Source organism: Arthrobacter sp. NPDC056727, assembly GCF_042790555.1.
GTDB lineage: Bacteria > Actinomycetota > Actinomycetes > Actinomycetales > Micrococcaceae > Arthrobacter.
Genome location: NZ_JBHTZA010000011.1, coordinates 57,350 through 76,479 on the forward strand (window position 1 = coordinate 57,350; position 19,130 = coordinate 76,479).

General features: G+C 62.5%; 14 protein-coding genes. 3 read left to right on the top strand and 11 right to left on the bottom strand.

Annotated features, from left to right (window positions below; translation table 11 throughout):
- Nucleotides 1-87: 87 nt before the first annotated feature.
- The 4 genes from ACFRAH_RS12720 to ACFRAH_RS12735 all read right to left on the bottom strand — a co-directional run bounded on the left by ACFRAH_RS12720 (nucleotide 88) and on the right by ACFRAH_RS12735 (nucleotide 5,769).
- Complete coding sequence (locus tag ACFRAH_RS12720) at nucleotides 88-1,230, bottom strand: acyltransferase family protein (RefSeq protein ID WP_377991336.1); 1,143 nt, start codon at nucleotides 1,228-1,230, stop codon at nucleotides 88-90.
- 53 nt (nucleotides 1,231-1,283) lie between these two features.
- Complete coding sequence (locus ACFRAH_RS12725) at nucleotides 1,284-2,228, bottom strand: alkaline phosphatase family protein (RefSeq protein ID WP_377991241.1); 945 nt, start codon at nucleotides 2,226-2,228, stop codon at nucleotides 1,284-1,286.
- A gap of 1,099 nt (nucleotides 2,229-3,327) precedes the next feature.
- Nucleotides 3,328-4,050 carry an SGNH/GDSL hydrolase family protein gene (locus ACFRAH_RS12730; protein ID WP_377991242.1) on the bottom strand — a complete coding sequence of 241 codons (723 nt, stop codon included), beginning with the start codon at nucleotides 4,048-4,050 and terminating at the stop codon, nucleotides 3,328-3,330.
- Between the two features lie 1,320 nt (nucleotides 4,051-5,370).
- Nucleotides 5,371-5,769 (bottom strand): hypothetical protein, encoded by a 399-nt coding sequence (locus ACFRAH_RS12735; protein ID WP_377991243.1) that lies wholly within the window; start codon nucleotides 5,767-5,769, stop codon nucleotides 5,371-5,373.
- A gap of 333 nt (nucleotides 5,770-6,102) precedes the next feature.
- On the opposite strand from ACFRAH_RS12735, the gene ACFRAH_RS12740 reads away from it, so the two are divergent.
- Nucleotides 6,103-7,995, top strand: coding sequence for a glycosyl hydrolase family 28-related protein (locus ACFRAH_RS12740; protein ID WP_377991244.1), 1,893 nt, complete (start codon nucleotides 6,103-6,105; stop codon nucleotides 7,993-7,995).
- A 202-nt stretch (nucleotides 7,996-8,197) separates the two neighbouring features.
- On the opposite strand, the gene ACFRAH_RS12745 is transcribed toward ACFRAH_RS12740, so the two are convergent.
- From ACFRAH_RS12745 to pdhA, 7 genes are all read right to left on the bottom strand, one after another.
- Entirely contained in the window at nucleotides 8,198-9,445 is a 1,248-nt protein-coding gene (locus ACFRAH_RS12745; RefSeq protein ID WP_377991245.1) for a MinD/ParA family protein, read from the bottom strand.
- A gap of 264 nt (nucleotides 9,446-9,709) precedes the next feature.
- The gene (locus ACFRAH_RS12750; protein ID WP_377991246.1) at nucleotides 9,710-9,847 is read right to left on the bottom strand and encodes a hypothetical protein; all 138 of its coding nucleotides are present in this window, start codon (nucleotides 9,845-9,847) and stop codon (nucleotides 9,710-9,712) included.
- A 429-nt stretch (nucleotides 9,848-10,276) separates the two neighbouring features.
- Nucleotides 10,277-10,528, bottom strand: a complete 252-nt coding sequence (locus ACFRAH_RS12755) for a hypothetical protein (protein ID WP_377991247.1) — start codon at nucleotides 10,526-10,528, stop codon at nucleotides 10,277-10,279.
- Nucleotides 10,529-10,622: 94 nt separating this feature from the next.
- Nucleotides 10,623-11,438 carry an MBL fold metallo-hydrolase gene (locus tag ACFRAH_RS12760; RefSeq protein WP_377991248.1) on the bottom strand — a complete coding sequence of 272 codons (816 nt, stop codon included), beginning with the start codon at nucleotides 11,436-11,438 and terminating at the stop codon, nucleotides 10,623-10,625.
- 308 nt (nucleotides 11,439-11,746) lie between these two features.
- Nucleotides 11,747-13,246, bottom strand: coding sequence for a dihydrolipoamide acetyltransferase family protein (locus ACFRAH_RS12765; protein ID WP_377991249.1), 1,500 nt, complete (start codon nucleotides 13,244-13,246; stop codon nucleotides 11,747-11,749).
- Nucleotides 13,247-13,250: 4 nt separating this feature from the next.
- Nucleotides 13,251-14,363, bottom strand: a complete 1,113-nt coding sequence (locus tag ACFRAH_RS12770; RefSeq protein WP_377991250.1) for an alpha-ketoacid dehydrogenase subunit beta — start codon at nucleotides 14,361-14,363, stop codon at nucleotides 13,251-13,253.
- Nucleotides 14,360-15,619 carry a pyruvate dehydrogenase (acetyl-transferring) E1 component subunit alpha gene (gene pdhA, locus ACFRAH_RS12775; RefSeq protein ID WP_377991251.1) on the bottom strand — a complete coding sequence of 420 codons (1,260 nt, stop codon included), beginning with the start codon at nucleotides 15,617-15,619 and terminating at the stop codon, nucleotides 14,360-14,362. Before pdhA ends, ACFRAH_RS12770 begins: the two co-directional genes overlap by 4 nt.
- A gap of 159 nt (nucleotides 15,620-15,778) precedes the next feature.
- On the opposite strand from pdhA, the gene ACFRAH_RS12780 reads away from it, so the two are divergent.
- Nucleotides 15,779-16,243 carry an Lrp/AsnC family transcriptional regulator gene (locus tag ACFRAH_RS12780; protein WP_377991252.1) on the top strand — a complete coding sequence of 155 codons (465 nt, stop codon included), beginning with the start codon at nucleotides 15,779-15,781 and terminating at the stop codon, nucleotides 16,241-16,243.
- Nucleotides 16,244-16,327: 84 nt separating this feature from the next.
- On the top strand, nucleotides 16,328-17,746 hold the full coding sequence (locus ACFRAH_RS12785) for a polysaccharide biosynthesis tyrosine autokinase (protein ID WP_377991253.1): 1,419 nt from the start codon (nucleotides 16,328-16,330) through the stop codon (nucleotides 17,744-17,746).
- Nucleotides 17,747-19,130 lie beyond the last annotated feature (1,384 nt).

A 19,130-nucleotide genomic window follows, 5' to 3' on the forward strand; every position in this document is an offset into this window, starting at 1 on the left:
TCTCCATGAACAGACGTTAGCGTCGGCACCTTGGGGATATCTTGGCCGCCTCTCCCCTATGTGGGAGGTCGGGTTCAGCTGCGTGGCCTAGCTGCCTACAAGGGTTTTCTCGGGTTCGGTCTGCTTGGGGGCGGCAGTGTCCGCCACCGGCCCGCCGCGCGAGCCCCGGTTCCTGAGCCGGGCCTCGACGGGACGCTCAACAAATGTGTACAGGGCGCCGGCCAGCGGGATGGCAATGACGACGCCGACGGCGGCAAACGCTGCCCGCTCGGCAAGGCTCTCCGGGCCGAGTTCCAATGCTGTCCGCAGCACGAGCTCGTGGACCAGGTAGAGCGCGAAGGACCACTCGCCCAGCTTCACCATGGCAGGCGCACTGGCGAAGGTGGGCCGGCCTCCGCAGCGGTCACGGTCCGCATAAGCCGCAATCAGCAGGGCGAAGCCGGGAATGCAGAGCGCGCCGGCGAGCGGCCCGGCGGTATGCCAGGGCGCGATGCCGTCGACCACTTCGAGAATGAGGAAGGAACCGATGGCCGCGGCCGCGCCGGTGCCCACTCCGAACCTGGGCTTCCAGCCCTTCGTCATGGCGATGGCCAGGCAGACCCCCACAATGAACTCTGCGATCCGGAACGCCGGGAACGTGTAGAACAACGCTCCCCAGTCGAAGCCGGGGACCAGCGCGAGCAGGACGGCTACGAGGGAGACGGCGGCGGCGAAGACGGCCGCGCCGACGCGGAAGAGCTTCCCCGGCTCGAGGCGCGAAAGCCGTAGCGCCAGGAACGGGAACACGGCATAGAAGAACGCTTCACAGGAGAGCGACCAGGACACCCCGTTGTAGGCGTAGACCCAGTGCTGCTCGCCAAGCCAGGCCTGCACGAGGAAAAGTGAGGCCAGAAACTTTGGCAGGGACTGGTCGCCCTGGGTGGCGAAGGCAAGAACGACGGCGGCAATCGCCGTGAGTGCATGCAGGGGCCAGATCCGGGCGAACCGGCGCCAATAGAACTGCCGCTTGGAAGTGCTGGGCTTCATGGACCAGGCGAGCACGAACCCGGAGAGCATGAAGAAGAACGTCACGCCGGTCTGTCCCATGGACACGAGCGGGTACATCTCTGGCACCAGCGTCACTGCCGCGTGGTACAGAACCACGAGCATGGCGGCGATGAACCGCAGTCCTGTCAGTGAATCCAGGCGGGTGCGTGAAATGTTCAGTCCTCCTACAGGCGAGACGGCAATGAACGGTTCATTCTACCCGGCTGCACGGACGCGGTTCAGCTCCGGAAGCGACGTCAGCGCCGGGCGTTGAAGACGTCGGGTCCGAAGCTGTTCACGCCTGCGCCGCGGGCAATACCGAGGCGGGGCACCCGGAAGATGTCCTCGATGCTGGCCAGCAGGCTGTAGTGGTTGTAGAAACGGTTGGAGGTTGTGCCGCCCCTGACGAACGGCGAAAGCACCAGGGCACCCACCCGTCCGCCCGCGGTCCCGCCGGGTCTGCCGGGAGGGCCAGCCGACCGCCCTTCGGCTTCGTCGAACGTGATAATCAGGACCCCGTCGTGCCGAAACGCCGGGGAACGCAGAATGGCCGGCACCTGCCGCCGGAGCCAGGCGTCCGCGGTCGCCAGGCCGCCGGGCCGCCGGTCGACGCACGGGCTGTCGTGGCCGTCGTTGCACAGGTTGGGCGTGATGTAGGAGAGATTTGGCGTCGTCGCCACTGACCTCAGATCGACGGCGAGCGCCCTGAAATCAACCACCCGCCGCCGGCAGTCCGGCGAGGCAGTGATCGCTTCGAAATACACGAACGGGTTATGCCTCGTGGCGTACTGGTCACCGCGCCTGGCCCCCTGGCTCCCGTCTTTGGCGCCGGGCCGAGGATGCCGGCACGGGATGCGCATGTCCTCCATGTACCCCTTCCAGCTCTTCCTGGCCGCGGTCAGCTGCCCGGCAACTGTGGGAACGGAGCGCGGGTAGAGGCAGCCGGTGCCCCTGAAGACGCCGCGGTACGGAGGACCGGAGGGCTTGAACCGCGCATAGGTCCCGCAGTCCGCACGCGTCTTGGCGTTCGATGGCTGCCCGGAAATCTGCGCCAGATAGTTCGGCAGCGAGTGGTGGGCGGTCGCGTAGTACTGGGACAGCAGGACACCCCGGGCCCGCAGAAATTTGGACAGATACGGGGCTTTCGACGCCGGACCCCAGATGGTGCCATAGCCCCTGTTCTCGAGGTTGATCACAAACACGTGGCCAGGCCTCGCTGCCCGGGTCACCGCAGCTGCATCCGGCACCGCGGCCGGGGCGGCCAAAGCGGACGTGCTGGCGGGAGGTGGCGCGTTCTGCGGGGGCGGCGGCGGGCCGGTCCCGCTTGACACCAATACGGCGACGGCAAGTGCGAGCCACTGGGCACCGCGGCGGGCATCTCCGCGCGGCCTCCGCCTGACGTTCCAGCCCATCGTGTCCTTCTCTCACGGACCCGTCCGGCAGTCGTCGGCAAACACCGCATCGGGAATCTTCGGAGTTCAGAGGCCCCGACGGCTGGCACCAGCATAGGCCTTCCTGGACAGCGATTCCCAGCATCGTTTTCAATATCACGGGCAGCTCAGAGACTTCCCCGGAGCGAGGATTCACCATCTGCCCGGGGTGCGGCAGTTAGTGTCGGGACCTGGCCCGGATAATCACGGCAGAAAGACCACTTGCCGCGGCCAGGGATCCGAGCATTACTGCTAGTGCTGATGCGTATTCAAAGATAGTCATCGTGGCCACCTTCCAGTTGTGTTGCGGCGACACTACCCGCACGAACCGGGCACCTCCCCCAAGGAATGCAGCGTGTTGGATCAAAATTTGGAAACGAGGTCTGCACCCGGCAGCAACGTCGGAAACAGCCCTGTGAAGTCATTCTCAATGGCGCCGGCTCAATGGCCTCAATCCACCGTTGTCCGGACCCTGGACGCCCCCTCGGGGCCGTCGCAGATCGTTTTCGACTCGGCCGAGACCATCCCCTACGTCGCCACATCGAGACTGCCTGTCGGGCTGGTCCTCATAGATGTGCAAACGGGGCGGACCATCGCCAACATTCCGCCGGATGGAATGCGTGGACACCGTCGCTCGACGCGGCGGAGACCACCGCGCATGTAGTTAGCTTGTCGGACAGGCAACTGACGGTCACCGAACTCCGCTCCCGACGGTGCAGTCCGTCATCAGTGTGGGCAGGTTCGCCTGTGGCGTGACGGTCAAACCGACGGCTGATGGTTGCGAGAGGCGTCCACCACAGCGCGGATTCGGTTAGCGCGTCGAGTCCCTTGTCGCGTCCATGCTGGGACACTTCGCCTGGCGGAGGACCGCCTAAACCAAAGCCTTCCTCAGAATGGCTTCAAGCTTCTTAGCCAAGAACTCGTGGCCGGCATCAGTGAGGTGATACTTGTCGGTCCCGACGTACTTCTCGTCCTCGCCGTCCCACCATGGGTCGGTGACTGGATCGATGAAGAGCCCATGGCGGGCCTCGACCAAGGGTTTCAGAACATCGCGGGCGGCCAGGGTGTTCGCTGTGGGAGCGCCGGGCGCCATCATGCCGATCACGATGAGCTTCGTCTTCGGCGCTGCGGCCAGAATCGCATCGTAGGTCTTGGTCGCAGCGGCAGCGAGTTCTTCCTTGGTGATATGTTCCTGCCAGTCGTTGATTCCATTGACCACGAACGTGTACGTGGGCTGGGCCTCTTTGACTCTGGCCATCCGCGCTTCACCGGAGAATGTGCCTAATGGCTGGACGGGGCGGATGTAGCCACTGCCGCCCCTAGACGCCTCCGCGAACCGCCAGTCCATCCGGCCGGCGACGATATAGGAGAAGTTATTCCAGCCATTGCCGCCCATGGCGGAGCCGCCAACCCATGAGTCACCGATGAACATCGCGAGGGGACGATCATCGGTGATGTGGATGGGCGGTGGCGTGTAGGTCGCGGCGGCCGGAACAGGCTCAGGCTGGGCAGGATGATACGACAGAGCCATCCCCGTGACGGCAAGAGCCGCCACGGCCAAAAAGCCCAGCACGGCGATTTGAAGATTCTTCATGCGCGACGGTTTGCTTGCCACAGAGTCCCCCACTTACGTTTCAATAACCCGCCTATGATACCGGGGTTGCTCGCCCAATAAGATTTCCTCCAATGGATCACCTGGGACAGAGAGAAGATAGTGACACATGTGAAGCGTGCGGTCCTGCAACGTTGTGGGTTCGGCAGCGCCATCCGCAGAAAATCGACACCGAAAAGCTCCTAGTTGCCAACCAGGCTCCTACCAGGCTGCGGCGTGTCCGCCACTGGGCCACCGCGCGAGTTCCTGTTCCTGAGCGGGGCCTCAACGGGACGCTCCGAGAGTAGGCGCCGGCAAGCGGGATGGACACGGCAATTCCGCGACGGCAAACACGGCCCGCTCGGCTAAGGCCAAGGCCAAGGATAAGCGAAGCTAGGAGCCGGGGAACGGGCTTGTCACCTTGCGTGGCGAAAACAGGAACGACGGCGGCGAGCGCCGTGAGCGCGTGCGGCGGCCAGATCCGGGAGAAGCACCGCCAGTAGAACTGCGGCTTGGACGGCTGGGGTTCATGGAGCATGCGAGCACGAACCCGGACAGCAGGAAGAACAACGTCACGCCCGTCTGCCCCATGGACACGAGCGAATACATCTCGGGCACTAGCGTCGTGGACGCGACGTACATAACCACGAGGATGGCGGCTATGAACCGCAGTCATTCCTGTCAGCGAATCCAGCCGGGTGCGCGAAACGTTTGGCCTATACGCCCTGCCCGACGGCAATGAACGGACTAGTCCACCCGGAGGAAATATACTGATTCCCGCGAGCGGCGACGAGCTTGTGGGAAGACGTGCTTGCGGAAGGCCTTCCGAGTGTCTTGACCCGGCCCGGATAATCGCGGTAGAGAGACCGCCCGCCGCGACCAAAGATCCAAGCATTCCCGCCCGTGCCGATGCCCATTCAGAGGTAGTCATCGCGGCCACACCTTCCAGGTGTGACACGGCGCCACTACCGGCACGATTCGGCGCGGGCTGAGAAGGAGGCCATTATGTTGAATCAGGATTTGGACAGAAGGTCCGCCCCCGGGTTGCCAAGTGTCCGCCTGTCCGCCGCGCGGCCACTGCGCCCCTCTTCCTGAGCCGAGAAACCCGTGTGGCACTGCTCGCTAGGCTTTGAACAGATCTCCTTTTGCCATGCCGACGAGCCCTCACTTGGGCCGGCACACCTGAAAAAACTGGCGATAGTGGATCCCATACCGCCAGACTCAGTAGACTGCCTGCTCAAAGACGGCGACATCAGAAGTAGTCAACTCTCTGGTCCCCAGGGGACTGCTACTAAGAAGGCGTCTGGTGTGTAAGGTGCTGAACTAGTCCGAGTTGTATGGCAGCCAAGCACCGTCTGGCTGCTGCTCCTGCAGGTCATAGTGTTGAATCTTCCTACCCGCCATGCGCTTAGCGGCCGTCCAGGGGGCGACCTCATAGTCGGTCGTGAAGCGCTCGAGCTCCTCACCGTTTTGGAGGTCAAGCACTCTGTAATTTCGAACGAAATTTGTGGAGCTCCCGACATGTCTGTCCAGCTCTGCCCGGACCGCCACGACCTCTTCTTGGGCAGCGACCAGGGCCTCGTTTCGATCCTTAAGCATGGTTTCCGCCCCGTCTAGCTCCGAAGCCGTGATGTCGCTCATCTCTTGAGACTTCTGCTCAAGCACGCGCAACAACTCATGTGTCTGTTCGTCATGTCGGTGGTGCTCTTCGGAGGCTCTCATGCAGACATCGTACTGATCCCACAGCATGGGGGCACATGAACCTACTATCGCCACCATCCTCCAGATAGCCTCGGCGTTCTTTCGACGTTCAACGACAGCACCACTTCCCGTTTCGCCTGTCCGCCTTCCGAGTGTCTCGGGCTCAGATGAGGGAGGTTCACGTGGTCACCGTCGTCGGCCCCCGTCGTGCCAAAAGGGTCATCCTGTGAGAAACAGCGCTACGAGGAAACTGATCTGACTGAGTAACTACTTGTTCCACGCGGGTACTCCGTCCCAATAAGTTGCGTATCCTCCACGGTGGTCTACCACCAAGCGGGGAAATACCTTCTAGACATGGCTAGCGAGAATGACAAAAGGGAGCGTGCTGAGTCCCGAAGCGAAAGCGGAGTTATGCGCCGCGGGTTCCTCAGGATCGGAACTCTGGCAACGGCATTTACTTGCGCTTCCGCAGTATCAACTTTCGGGGCGACCAGCGCGCAGGCCGGCGCGACAGACGCCACGACCCTTCAGACATACGTTCCGATTACCGAGAAAGGCGCCGCCTGGGGCGTAGCAGCACTCGACGTCAACGCGAAGGTCCCACTTACCCAGCTTCCTGACTTTTCTGCCTCTTATGGCCCCGATTCCCAGACGATGGGCGCGAAGTTCATTCCTTGGAAAAGCACGACGACCAATGTCAAGGACCCCCAGTTTGGGGCGAAGGGCGATGGCATCACCGACGACACAGTTGCGATTCAAGCGGCCATCGATTATGCGAGCACGCAGAGCAAGGGTTTGTTCGTTCCTGGCGGCGACTACGTCACGGGCACACTAAACATTCCAACGGGGATGAAGATCAGCGGTGACGGCAGCAAGAACACCAGGTTCAGGCGCATCGTAGATGTGCCCATCCTGAGAATGGTCGGCCCCGGCTACAGCGGCACGGGAGCTTACATGCCCAGCATCTACGGCGTTACCGTGCTGGACCTGGATGTCTACAATTCGGCGGCGGGGTCAACTTCTCCTCTGGTGCTCCAAAAGGGCGCATCAGCGTGCACGTTTGAGCGCGTCCAGTTCGAGTCGTACTCCAGCGGTGCACCACTGCTGGAACAGCACCAGGTGTGGGACTCCAAGTATCGGGACTGCCGCTTCCACGGCGGCGGCTCTACTACTGGAACCGGCGCAGTGAGAATGCTCTCAGGTTATGGCGGCTACAGGCAGACGAAGGAGAACTTCTTCACCGACTGCTGGTGGGAGTCTTATTACGGACCCGCTATCGAGGCCGCACGCCCGGCCGGCTACACCGACACCAAGACAGGGATGCTCCTGTTCGCGAACTGCAAAATGGAGTCCCGCGTCACGACGGGCCCCCACATGGTGTTGACCGCCAACAACATCAGCTTTGCGAACACTTACATAACATTCGAGAAGACAGCGGGCCCTATCGTTGATTTTGCCAGCGCGCGAGCCATTTACGGTGACCTGACGTTCCACTACATCGTTTCGACCGATGCAGTGACACCGACTGCGCTGATCAACATTCCATCGACGACGAACTATGTCAAGCTCGACGTGATCGTCCCGGAGCCTCAGCCGACGGGCGCGAACATCGTTACCCTCGCGGATACCAACGACCGGACCATCGATTTGAACATCAGCGCCCGTGAACCGCTGATCAACGGCAACACCAACAAGATCAAATTGCTGCCCTACTCCAATGTCCGTCAGTTAGTGACAGGCGGGACGAGCACGTGCCAGTACGTGTTCGCCAAGTCCGGCCTGCCCGACTGGGTGCTTGGTAACCCGTCAACGGACGGCACCAATTACGACTGGTTCATCCGTAACGGCGCTCAGAACTTTATGACCTTTCGATCGCGGGGGCTCAACCCGGCGACAAGCTACCGCGAAGTCATCATGGCAGCCAATCTGGCACTCGGCGGCACATACAGTGACCCGAACCTGCTGAACCTTGGCTCATATAAGTTCTGGATGGACTCGGCAGGTCTACTGCGGCGCAAGAAAGGCACGCCATCGTCCGAGACAGACGGAAACGTTGTCGGCGGTGGCGCGACGACCGCTTCAAAGACGGCGCTCTTGAGCGCCACGAACTCGATAAACACGACTGGTAAGTACCAGGGGCGGCAGGTTTACTGCACTACGATCGCTCGGCCGGTCTGGACGAACGGCACCACGGCGACGTCACCGTGGCTCTTTGCGGACGGCACCACGGCGTTCAGGCCTGTCTAACCGCTGAAAGCCGAAGCCTTCTTCCAGGCAGGAGGGTTCAGGCTCCGCTTGCGGATCGCTTCGAACTGGGAAGCAAGGACCTCCTGGCCGCCGTCGCCAACGCTGCACTAGTCCAACCTTCCACCGTGGGAGATCGGGGCTTGCTGCGCACCGTCCCGCCCAGCCCCTGTCCGGCGTCCAATCAAGCAATCGCTAGCTAAGCCTACCGGTAGCCGTCAACAATGGCAGCTGCGATCTCCTTGTACGCCCTACGCGTCTCGGGCTTCAGGTGATCGAGCGTAACCAGGTCGCCGTCCGCCACACCCCTGTCGTGCGGTACTGCGATCAGTTCCCGGCACATCCCTGCCAAATGTTCCTCGATGGCATCCTTGTCCACGCGGTTGGACACCTCGTCCTTGTCCGTAATCACGACGATCGCGTTGCGGGCCAGCTCCTCGTAGCCGTGCCCGGCCAGCCACTGGAGTGTGCTGCGGGCGCGTTTGGCACCGCTGACCGCGTAGCCGGCGGCGATGATCAGATTGTCCGCAGACTGCAGAATCCCGCTCATCGCATTGTGCGTGACACCGGTGCCGCAGTCCGTCAGCGCCACGGAGTAGTAGCTGCTGATGAGCTTACGGATCCGCAGGTACTCCTCGGCCGTGAGCGAGTCCGACACCTCGGGGTCCTGCTCACCGGCAATGAGGTGCAGCCTGCCCGAGTGGTGCATGTAGCGCGACAGCTCGGTCAATGAATCGATCGAGTCGATGTTCCTGAGCAGGTCGGTGATCGTCCGCGGGGAGGCTTTCTGGTAGATGCCCTCGCCGAGGGCACGCTCCACGAGGTCACCCGAGTCCGGGTTTGCGTCGATGGCGCACGGCGGGTCGCCGCGGAACTCGGCCAGGGTGAGCCCGACGCCAACGGTCGTGGAGGTCTTGCCGATGCCGCCCTTGAGGCTGAGGACGGCGGTGTTGAAGCTGCCCTGGAGCTGGCGCGATATACGGCGGGCCAGTTCGTCCTCCTCGCGCTCCTGCGCGCTGGGACCCAGGTTCCAGGCGCCGCCGGTTGCCCGGTACAGGAAGCCCCGGAAGCCCTTCTTCGGGCGCGGCTTCTGCTCACGTACAAAGGACGTCGGCAGCGCGGTGGCGTCTGCCTCCGGCGCCTCGGGTTCCGGGAGACTTTCGGGAATGCCAGACGGCGGCGATGCCGCAGGTCTCCGGGTCGGCGCGGCGGGCGGGCTTGCCGGCGACGGCGGAGCATCGGAAAGTGCGTCGGCGACGGCCGCAGCCTCCGCCCAGGACGAACTTCGGACGGGAAGGGGCGGTGCGGTGGGTTCAGGTGTCACGGCGGGGAAGGTTCCTGTCCAGGCGTCGGAGCCGTCGTCGTTGCGGCGGCGGTAGCGGCGGCGGCGCAGCTCAGGCTGCTCCTCCTCGGTCACGGCGTCGGCTAATCGGTTATCCGCTGGCTCGGGCATGTTCGGTCCCCCCGGGACTTGCAGCGGCGTCCCGCTGTGGTTGTCAATCAGTGTGGTTCAAATAGCCATTCTAGGTGCTGCCGGATCACAGAATGGCCAGCAGCCTTGCTATCGCAATTCGAGGAACCCGGAGCCTGCCTTATCAATGGTGTGTGAGGGCTGTGGCTACGACAGCGATTGTCACCACCAGAAGGATGCCAAGTGCCACGTAGCCCCACCATTTAGGCCGGTTTCGGTGTGGGTTGATGTCGACGTACGGCACGCCTACTTCACCCGGCCCGAAGCCGCCACGGGGGCGACAGCGCGGCGCTTGAGCCTCAACATCCAGTACAGCCCGGCAAAGGGAAGCAGCAGGCTGCCAAGGAGGCCAGACAGTGCAAGAACATAATCGGTGAAAGCCACGGTCGAGACCTCCGGAAGCGGCAGCACCTTCGACGCCCGAAAGCAGCATTGCTCCGGGCGCGATCAGTGGCTGGAAGTGGGATCCCCCATAATCTGGATCAGTGGCCAGCCTACTTAGCAGTTAAGGGCGCTGTCCAATTGGACACGCCCAGATAACAAGCCACTCAAATGTTCAGTTGTTGCGCTGCACGCAGCTCTACCGTCGAAGAGCCAGAACCACTATCACTGCGGTCGTCACTGCCAGTGCAGCGAGCCCCAAGTAAGAAAGGACACGGACATGTCGAATGCGCATCTCCCGCCGACTAGCGCGGCCATAGCGGGCTCCCCCATAAGTCCTCACGCGGGAGATGCTATGCATGCAAACTCAAGGAAAGCTCAGGAGTTCCTCAAGAAATGCTCAAGAGGAACGGGCGATTGGCTTCACGCAAACTAGCTGCCGTCGGCGCGGCTGTGACCGCGAACCATCCGGCGGAGGCGCTGCGGGTGCCGACCGTGCCCGGCACGGCGGCCGGGAAGCGGAGGCAACGGATCCACGGGAAGTCCGGCAATGGCTGCCCTGGCGACAGCCTGGACGCGAGGCATGTCCTGCTGGTCAAGCCAGGACCGCTGAGGCAACGGGTCATCGGCGACAATGTGCTGCTCGATGAAGCGGCGGATGGCTACGCTGATTCCGGTCTTCATGTCCCAAACCTAGGGACGTTTGCCAGGGGTCCCCAGCGTAGTCATTACCTGTCTTTGCGGATGCTGGCTACTCGGAGTGAACAGAGTACGCGCTTCAGTGCTGGGAGCGGGTTTCCTGCAACCGCTTGATGAACCAGCGAGATTGCTCTGGCCCATACGGCAGCACGGGTATGGCCTTAGTGGCGTCCGCAGGCGTGTCACGGATGGACTGCCGCGCCTGCCGGACGGCCGTGGTCATGGTGTCAGCCATGGTCTTGACGAACCGGTCGCTGCACGGCTCGCCATGCCCGGGCACAAGGAACTCGTAGCGATGGCGGAGGGCAGAGAGATGCCGCAGGGCATCTGCCCACTCTTCCGGGTAGGAGTCCTCGAAGGACGGATGGGCGCCCTGCTCCACAAGGTCTCCAGCGAACAAGGTGGTGGTGGTTCCCACCAGAAGGTCACCGTCCGTATGCCCGCGGCCCAGATAGAACAGGGTGACTGTTTGCCCGCCAAGGTCCACAAGCACAGGCTGGTCACGGACGATGGCGTTGGGAACCACCAACTCCACGTCCTGGCCCTCCCCCGCAGCCATCTCCGGCTCGGACTCCGTGACCTCGCTGCGCTGCGCATCGCCGTTTTCGCCGATCTCCTCGGCACAGTTTTCGTGAGCCCAGAATTCCTCGACTCCGGCGTCGGCAAAGATGGCGTTCCCGAAGAAGTGGTCGTAGTGGGCATGAGTGTTTACGACAACCAGGGGCAGCGGGGTTTTCTCCCGGACGGCATCCAGGATTTCCTTGCCCTGGCGTGGACCGCATCCGGTGTCGATCACCATGGCCCGCTCGGTTCCCACAATCAGCCCGGTGTTGAGCTTGGAGCCTTCTGTTACCAAGACATAGTTGTCCGCACCGACGTCGAGCCATCGTGACATTTCTTCTCCGTACGTTCGGGAGCGTTACCGTTGGTCTGGCCTAGATTCTACCCATCAAGCTGGGGATTATCCGGGAAGCAGCGGCCGTCCTCCCGCCAAGACAACTGCACGGGACCATGTTTTACTCAGGCGAAATGAACCTCTGGGTAAGATCTGCCTATGGGGACTAAACAACACAGGCACTTCTGCGAGGAGTGCAAGGAAATCACCAACCACGTCACGTCGTACCGAACTGACGGAACCAGCTTGGTGGCCACCGTCAGCTGCTCCGAACATTCGGACGTTGCCGCGTAGGTACCGGCAGCGCCTCACAGGTCGGCGAGCGCAGCCCCGGGGTTCTCGATAGCATCCGCGACGTAACGCAGGAACCCGGCGGCTGTTCCGCCGTCACACACGCGGTGGTCGAAAGTAAGTGTCAGTTCAGTGATCTTGCGAACGGCAAGTTCGCCATCGACCACCCACGGCTTGTCAATGATCCGTCCGACGCCGAGAATCGCCACTTCGGGGTAGTTGATGATCGCGGCTGACCCATCAACGCCGAACACGCCATAGTTGTTCAGCGTGAAGGTTCCGCTGCCGAGTTCAGCCGGCGTCGCCTTCCCATCCCGCGCAACGGCGGTCAGCCGCTTGATCTCTGTGTCCAGTTCCCGGGCGGTGAGCTTGTCCGCTTTGCGGATCGACGGGACCACCAGCCCGCGCTCGGTTTGTGCTGCAAAGCCGAGGTTGACGCCGTCGAATGACAGAATCTCCTGGGACTCCCCGCCGGATGTGTCCTCTGCGCTCACAAAACGGGTGTTCAGCTCGGGATATTTCTTCAATCCTGCCGTAACGAAGCGGGCGATGAAGGCGAGCAGCCCGGGGGCATTGTGAGGGTTCCCTTTCTTGAGCCCTGCACGCAGCTCCACAAGGGCGGTTGCGTCAACATCGACCCAAACGGTTGCTTCAGGGATCTCGGTGCGGCTGCGGGCCATGTTTGTGGCGACGGCTTTGCGGACGCCACGAACAGGGGTGCGGCTGGCGATTCCGAGACCGGTCCGCGGATCAGTAGGGTGACTGCTGGCTCCGACGGGCCTGGTTTCGAGCGCCTTGTTTTCGACAGGCTCAACCAGCGGGGTTTCCGCTTGCTTGTTTTCCGGCTCCACCACCAGCGGCTTGGAAATTGCTGCTTCAACATCCCGGCGCATGATCAGGCCGCTCTCCCCGGAGCCCTGCATGTGGCCGAGGTCTACGCCATGTTCCTTGGCCATGCGGCGGACCAGCGGTGAGATGACGGCCCCTAATTTTCCGGGGACGCGGGTCCGCAGAAGTATTGCATCGTCGGCAGGCGTCGTGAGTTTGGCTTCCGCTCCCTCTGGCTTGGTCTCGGCAGGCTCGACCAGTGAAGTAGTGCGCGGCGGGCGCGTTCTGCGGACGGTCGCGGTGCCGCCTGGTGTTCCGTAACCGATGAGGACGTTGCCGGAACCTGCTCGTTCTTCTGTGCGGTAGGTTTCGGCTGCTGCGGTTTCCTTGGTTTCCACTGATTCGACCACTGGAGTTTCGGCAGGCATGGATTCGACGAGCTCAACTAGCGGGGTCACCGAGATCAGGGGTTTGCCGACGTCCAGGGTCTGCCCGGGCTCGCCATGCAGCTCGGCGACAGTGCCGGCATACGGGGACGGAACCTCTACTACTGACTTTGCTGTCTCCACCTCCGCTATGGGCTGGTCCACTCGGATCTCGTCACCGACCGCCACGAGCCAGTTCAGGAGTTCGGCTTCGGTCAGGCCTTCGCCGAGGTCGGGCAGGAGGAACACTTTCGTTTCGGTCATCTGATCAGTCTTCCCACTGGAGGTCGTCTACGGCGTCGAGGATGCGGTCAACGCCGGGCAGGTAGTAGTGCTCGAGTTTCGGCGCGGGGTACGGAACGTCGAAGCCGGTGACGCGTCGGATCGGAGCGGCAAGGTGGTGGAAGCAGCGTTCCTGGACCCGGGCAACGATTTCCGAAGACACGGAGGCGAATCCGTGCGCCTCGGCGATCACCACCGCCCGCCCGGTCTTCCGGACGCTGGCCGAGACGGTCTCGTCGTCAAACGGCACGATGGTGCGGATGTCGATGACTTCGAGCGAACGCCCCTCTTCGGCAGCCGCGGCGGCCGCCGCCAGCGCCGTGGGAACGGACGGCCCGTAGGCAATGAGCGTGGCGTCAGTGCCGGAACGGGCCACGACGGCGCTGCCCTCGATGATCCGCCCGCCGTCGTTCTTCCCTTCGTACTCCTCACGAAGCAGCTCAAGGTCCACCAGATCCTTGGACCAGTAAAGCTTCTTGGGTTCCATGAACATGATGGGGTCATCCGAGTCGATGGCTTCCCGCAGCATGCGGTAGGCGTCGGCCACCGTGGCCGGGGTGTAGACCTTGAGCCCAGCAGTGTGGGCGTAGTAGGACTCGGAGGAATCGCAGTGGTGCTCCACTCCCCCGATGCCGCCGGCGTAGGGAACCCGGATGACCATGGGCAGCTTCACCCGGCCCTTGGTGCGGTTGCGCATCTTGGCCACGTGGCTGACGATCTGCTCGAAGGCCGGGTAAGCGAAAGCGTCGAACTGCATCTCGATGACGGGACGCATGCCGTTGATGGCCATGCCCACTGCCATGCCGACGATGCCGGACTCGGCCAGGGGTGTGTCAAAGCAGCGCTGCTCACCGAAGGCGGCCATGAGACCGTCGGTGATGCGGAAGACGCCGCCGAGTTTGCCGACATCCTCACCGAAGACCAGCACCGAGTCGTCTGCTCTCATCGCATGCGCCATGGCGGTGTTGAGCGCTTTGGCCATGGTGACCGGCTGGGGCCCCGTGGCCTCGGCAGTGGCGGCGGCCGACGCAGCGGCACGTGCGGTCGCTGAGCTGACGTTGCCGTTGGCCTCGGAGGAAGTGGTGATGGTGGGGCTCACTTGGTGTCCTCCGTTTCGGGTGCAGCTCCGGCGGCGTCGCGGGCGAGCTCGTTGGCGAGGAGAGCAGACTGTTCTTTAAGCTGCGTGGTCTGGTTTGCGAAGACGTACTTGAACAGGTTCTGGGGATCGACGGGCACCTCTTCACCGAGACCGGCGCGGAGCTGGGTGGCAACCGCCTCCGCCTTCTCAGTGATCCGGGCGTCCCCGCCGTCGTCCAGCAACCCCCTGTCCGTGAGGTACTTGCGCATGCGTGTGAGCGGATCCCTGGCAACCCATTGGGCCACCTCGCTGTCCTGGCGGTAGCGGGTGGCATCGTCCGCATTAGTGTGGGCCTGCATCCGGTAGGTGTGGGCTTCGACCAGGAGCGGACCCGAGCCTTCGCGGGCGAGCTTGACGGCGCGGTCCAGCACGGCGAGAAGGGCGACGACGTCGTTGCCGTCCACCCGCTCGCCGGCCATGCCGTAGCCCACGGCCTTGTGGGCGAGCGACGGGGCGACCGACTGGTGCGCGAGGGGCACGGAAATGGCGTACTGGTTGTTCTGTACGAAGAAGATCACGGGCAGGTGGAAGACTGCGGCGAAGTTCAGGGCCTCGTGAAAGTCGCCTTCGCTGGTAGCGCCGTCGCCGCACATGGCCAGCACCACAATGTTCTCTCCACGCAGCTTGGCGGCGTGTGCGACGCCTACGGCGTGGAGCAGCTGGGTGGTGAGGGGGGTGCACTGGATGCCGACTTTGTGTTTCAAGGGGTCATAGCCGCCGTGCCAGTCCCCCCGGAAGATGGTCATGGCTTCGATCGGGTCGACACCGCGGGCCATGACGGCAACAGCGTCGCGGTAGGTGGGGAACATCCAGTCACCTTCTGCCAAACAGAGGGCCGCGGCTACCTGACAGGCCTCCTGGCCGTGGCTGGACGGGTAGACAGCCATGCGGCCCTGGCGGACCAGCGCGGAGTTCTGATCATTGACCCGCCGGCCGACGACGAGCTGTTCGTACGCAGTCAGGAGTTCGCCGTCGTCGGGGAGCGGATACTCGTGGCCCGGTTCAGCGCCCTGTTCTGAATGGTGCTTCAGATTGCCATCTTGGTCCACCATCTGGATCTGATGGCGGGCCGGCAGCATGTAGTCCTCGGCGGTGATGCCGAATTTGCGCACGGCCTCGGCGGCTGCGCCGGGCAGGTAGGTGTCCTCGGCCGGCTCCGGGGCAAGCTGGCCCTGCCGGGCCGCGCCGGGCGCGGTGTGGTCTGCGGAGATCGTCATTGGTCCGTCCTTCTTTAGCCACTATTCACCTTCAGTATGGTCCCGGACGATGTTTCGTATCCAGTGCCATCACGAATCGTGGAGAAGTACGCCGGGAACCACTATTCTGAAAGACAGATTGCAAATGTGATCTGCGTAACGGGCAGGAGTTCTGGACGAATGGCAGGGGCGGACGAGGACCAGGCAGCGGTGCCGCTCGACGATGTGGACCGCAATATCATCGCCGAGCTGACGCGGGACGGCCGGATGTCAGTGACCCAAGTGGCCGAAAACGTACATATATCCAGGGCACACGCCTACACGCGGATTGCGCGGCTGACGGGCCAAGGTGTGCTGACCAAGTTCACAGCGCTAGTGGATCCCATCAAGGCGGGCCTGAAGTCCTCGGCCTACGTGACGCTGAAGGTGCAGCAGCATTCGTGGCGGGAGCTACGGGAGCAGCTTCGGGCGATTCCCGAGGTGCACCACATCGCCCTCGTGGGCGGCGACTTCGATGTCATCCTGTTAGTGAGAGCTATGGACAACGTCCACCTGAGGCGAGTGATCTTCGATCAACTGCAGTCAATGCCGGGGGTGCAGGATACGCAGACGTTCTTGGTGTTTGAGGATGTAGATACTCGTTGACGGGTACAATTGCAGGAAACACACGACTATGCCATCCGCTCGGCGCATACAGAACGCCTAAGCAACTAAACAGGGGGACCCGGCTTGCATTTACGCGACTACCTTCGGATATTCCGTCGCAACTGGATTCTCATAGTCGCTTCGACATTAGGCGGGCTCCTCATTGGAGGAGCTGTCACAATACTTACAAAGCCAACCTTTACGGCCGAAACCCAGTTGTTTGTGGCGATCTCAAACTCCGGCACCGCTCAAGAACTCCAGCAAGGCAATACGTTCAGTCAGGCACGAGTGCAGTCCTATGTTCGGACGGTAACTTCTCCAATCGTGCTTCAACCCGCCATTGACTCCCTCGGCCTGACGACCTCCGCCGAAGAGTTAGCGACGCGGGTTCGGGCCAGTACCGACCCAAACACCGTTCTCATCAATATTTCGGTCAGTGATCAGTCCGCGGTGCAAGCCGCCAGCACCGCCCAAGGCATAGCCGACAGCTTGGTGGCCACTGTCGATAAACTGGAACGACCCAAAAACGGGGGCTCGTCTCCCGTCAGCCTATCCATCACGAAACCGGCCAAAGCTCCAGAACTGCCCTCAGCGCCGAATACACGTCTAAACCTGCTGCTGGGACTAATCATCGGCCTCGGTCTGGGAGTGGGATTCACCACTCTACGAACGACTCTAGACAACAGGGTGAGGGGTGAAGCTGATCTTCGCCGTGTCACGGACGCACCGCTCCTCGGAGGCATAACCTTTGATCAAAGCGCAGTAGGTAAGCCGCTCTTGACCCAAACCGCTCCGCAGAGCCCACGAGCGGAGTCCTTCCGGCAGCTACGCACCAATCTTCAGTTCGCTAACGTGACAGGCAACGCCAGCACTGTCCTTCTCACGTCGTCCCTCCCAGGCGAAGGCAAAAGCACTACCGCAACTAATTTGGCAATTGCGCTCGCTCAAGCCGGGCAGACCGTCTGTCTAGTGGATGCAGACCTGCGTAGGCCCATGATTAGCGAGTATCTCGGTTTGGATCGAAACGCAGGGTTGACCACGGCGCTCGTGGGACAGGCAGATGTTAATGACCTACTGCAACCCTGGGGCGAAGATAACCTCTACGTCTTGACTTCCGGTCGGATCCCGCCAAACCCCAGTGAACTTCTCGGCTCGGAGGGTATGCAGAATCTGCTGTCACGTTTGGAGCAGGCTTTCGACATCGTGATCATCGATGCTCCGCCTCTCTTGCCTGTCACAGACGCCGCAGTTCTGTCCCAGCATGTCGGCGGGATCGTTGTCGTGGTCGGATCACATACAGCTAGAGCCCACGATCTTGAGAAGTCACTCAGTGCTCTCAATTTGGTCGGTGCAAATGTGCTTGGAGTAGTGCTCAACAGACTCCCTTCGAAAGGTCCTGACGCCTATGCCTACACCTACTACGGCACCGGCAATGAACCACCACAGGACCCCCCGAGTTCTAGGCTCCCAAGGCGCAGAGTCGCTACTGTAAAAGCAAACTAAGCTAACGGCGCTTCGAAGGCTTCGCTGGCTTACGCTTATCCAAATGTGGAGCAGCTAGACTCGGCGCCGACGGAGGCCAAACTAGTGGACTCCTCCCAGCGCCCGGGCCGGACGCTCCAACCCAGGGCGTCCCCGAGCCCGGTATCGAACTCACGCCTACGGTGAAAGGCCTGCTGGTTCCTGCTGGGCGGCTGCCTGTTTGACCTGACTTGGCTAATTTCCTTCGATGCGTGAAGTTTCGGGTCTTGGATCGCCTCGAGGATGGCCTTCTGCTCGGCGCTGATGTCGGGGCGAACCTTGAGGCGTGCCGTTGATGGCGATCGTCGCTGTGCGAAATGGTCGGAGTTCTTGTTTGACGACGTTGGTGACCGCGCTCCCCGTCCTGTTCCGGACGGTGCGGGAGATAACAAACGCGGTGAATACGATCGTCAGGTGTGCCTCCATGGCGTCGCGGGTGCCGTGGAACATGGGTCCGGCCCGCAGATCTATGTTGCTCATCCGGAAGGACTGCTCGACGTGGTAGGAGCCGATGATTTCCGTTCCGTTGCCGCCATGACCGATGCACGGAGACTCGTGACGTAGCACTGCAGGCGGGCCAGTTGCCGGCCGCGTGTCTGTGATGCCTCGTCGAGGCTGCGTTGCCGCCGGCGGCCTTGACGAAGCGCGGGGTACGGGCCGCTATTGGGGACCATCCGTCGTGTGTTTGCGGCCGGAGGGCTAAGCGCAGTAGCGGTCGTGGGTGCCGGTATCGGCGTTCTTGCGGGCCACCCCGACTTAGGCTCCTTCCGTCGTATGTATAGGGCGCACCGCGGAAGGAGTAATCGTCAACGGCGCGGAAGTTCAGAGCGGAGCTCGTGTTGCAGTTGCGCGCCGAGGGCCTGTCCGGGCGGCGATCGCGGCATCGCCGGGAACGTCGCGGAAAAGTATCACGACGGTGCTGGAGGCTGCCGACGCGGCCGGCGTGGTTTGGAACGACATCGCCGGCAGCTCGGACGGCGAGGTGTGTGCCCGGGCTGTTCCCGGGGCGCGGTGACGCTGAAGCTGCAGCACGGCGAGTACGCCGATTCATGCTGCCGCCGGCGACCCGGTGATGGGCTATGACCGGGACTGCAGGACGTACCAGCGACGTGTGTTGGTAACGGGGCGGCATCCCTGGTGGGCACCATCGACCCAACATCCAGCAGTTTCAGACCAACCTGGCCGACGCGGTCGTGCTGACCGATGCCGGCATGCCCACCACGGATATTGCCGGGCAATCATCTGGGCCGTAGACGGGCAATTCCCCATGACCGCTGATAAGGTTCCACCCTCTCGAGAGCCAAGGAGTCGAGCGGACTTCCTACCACCGGCAGCTCGTGCAACCGACGTCAACCGCGATTGCGGC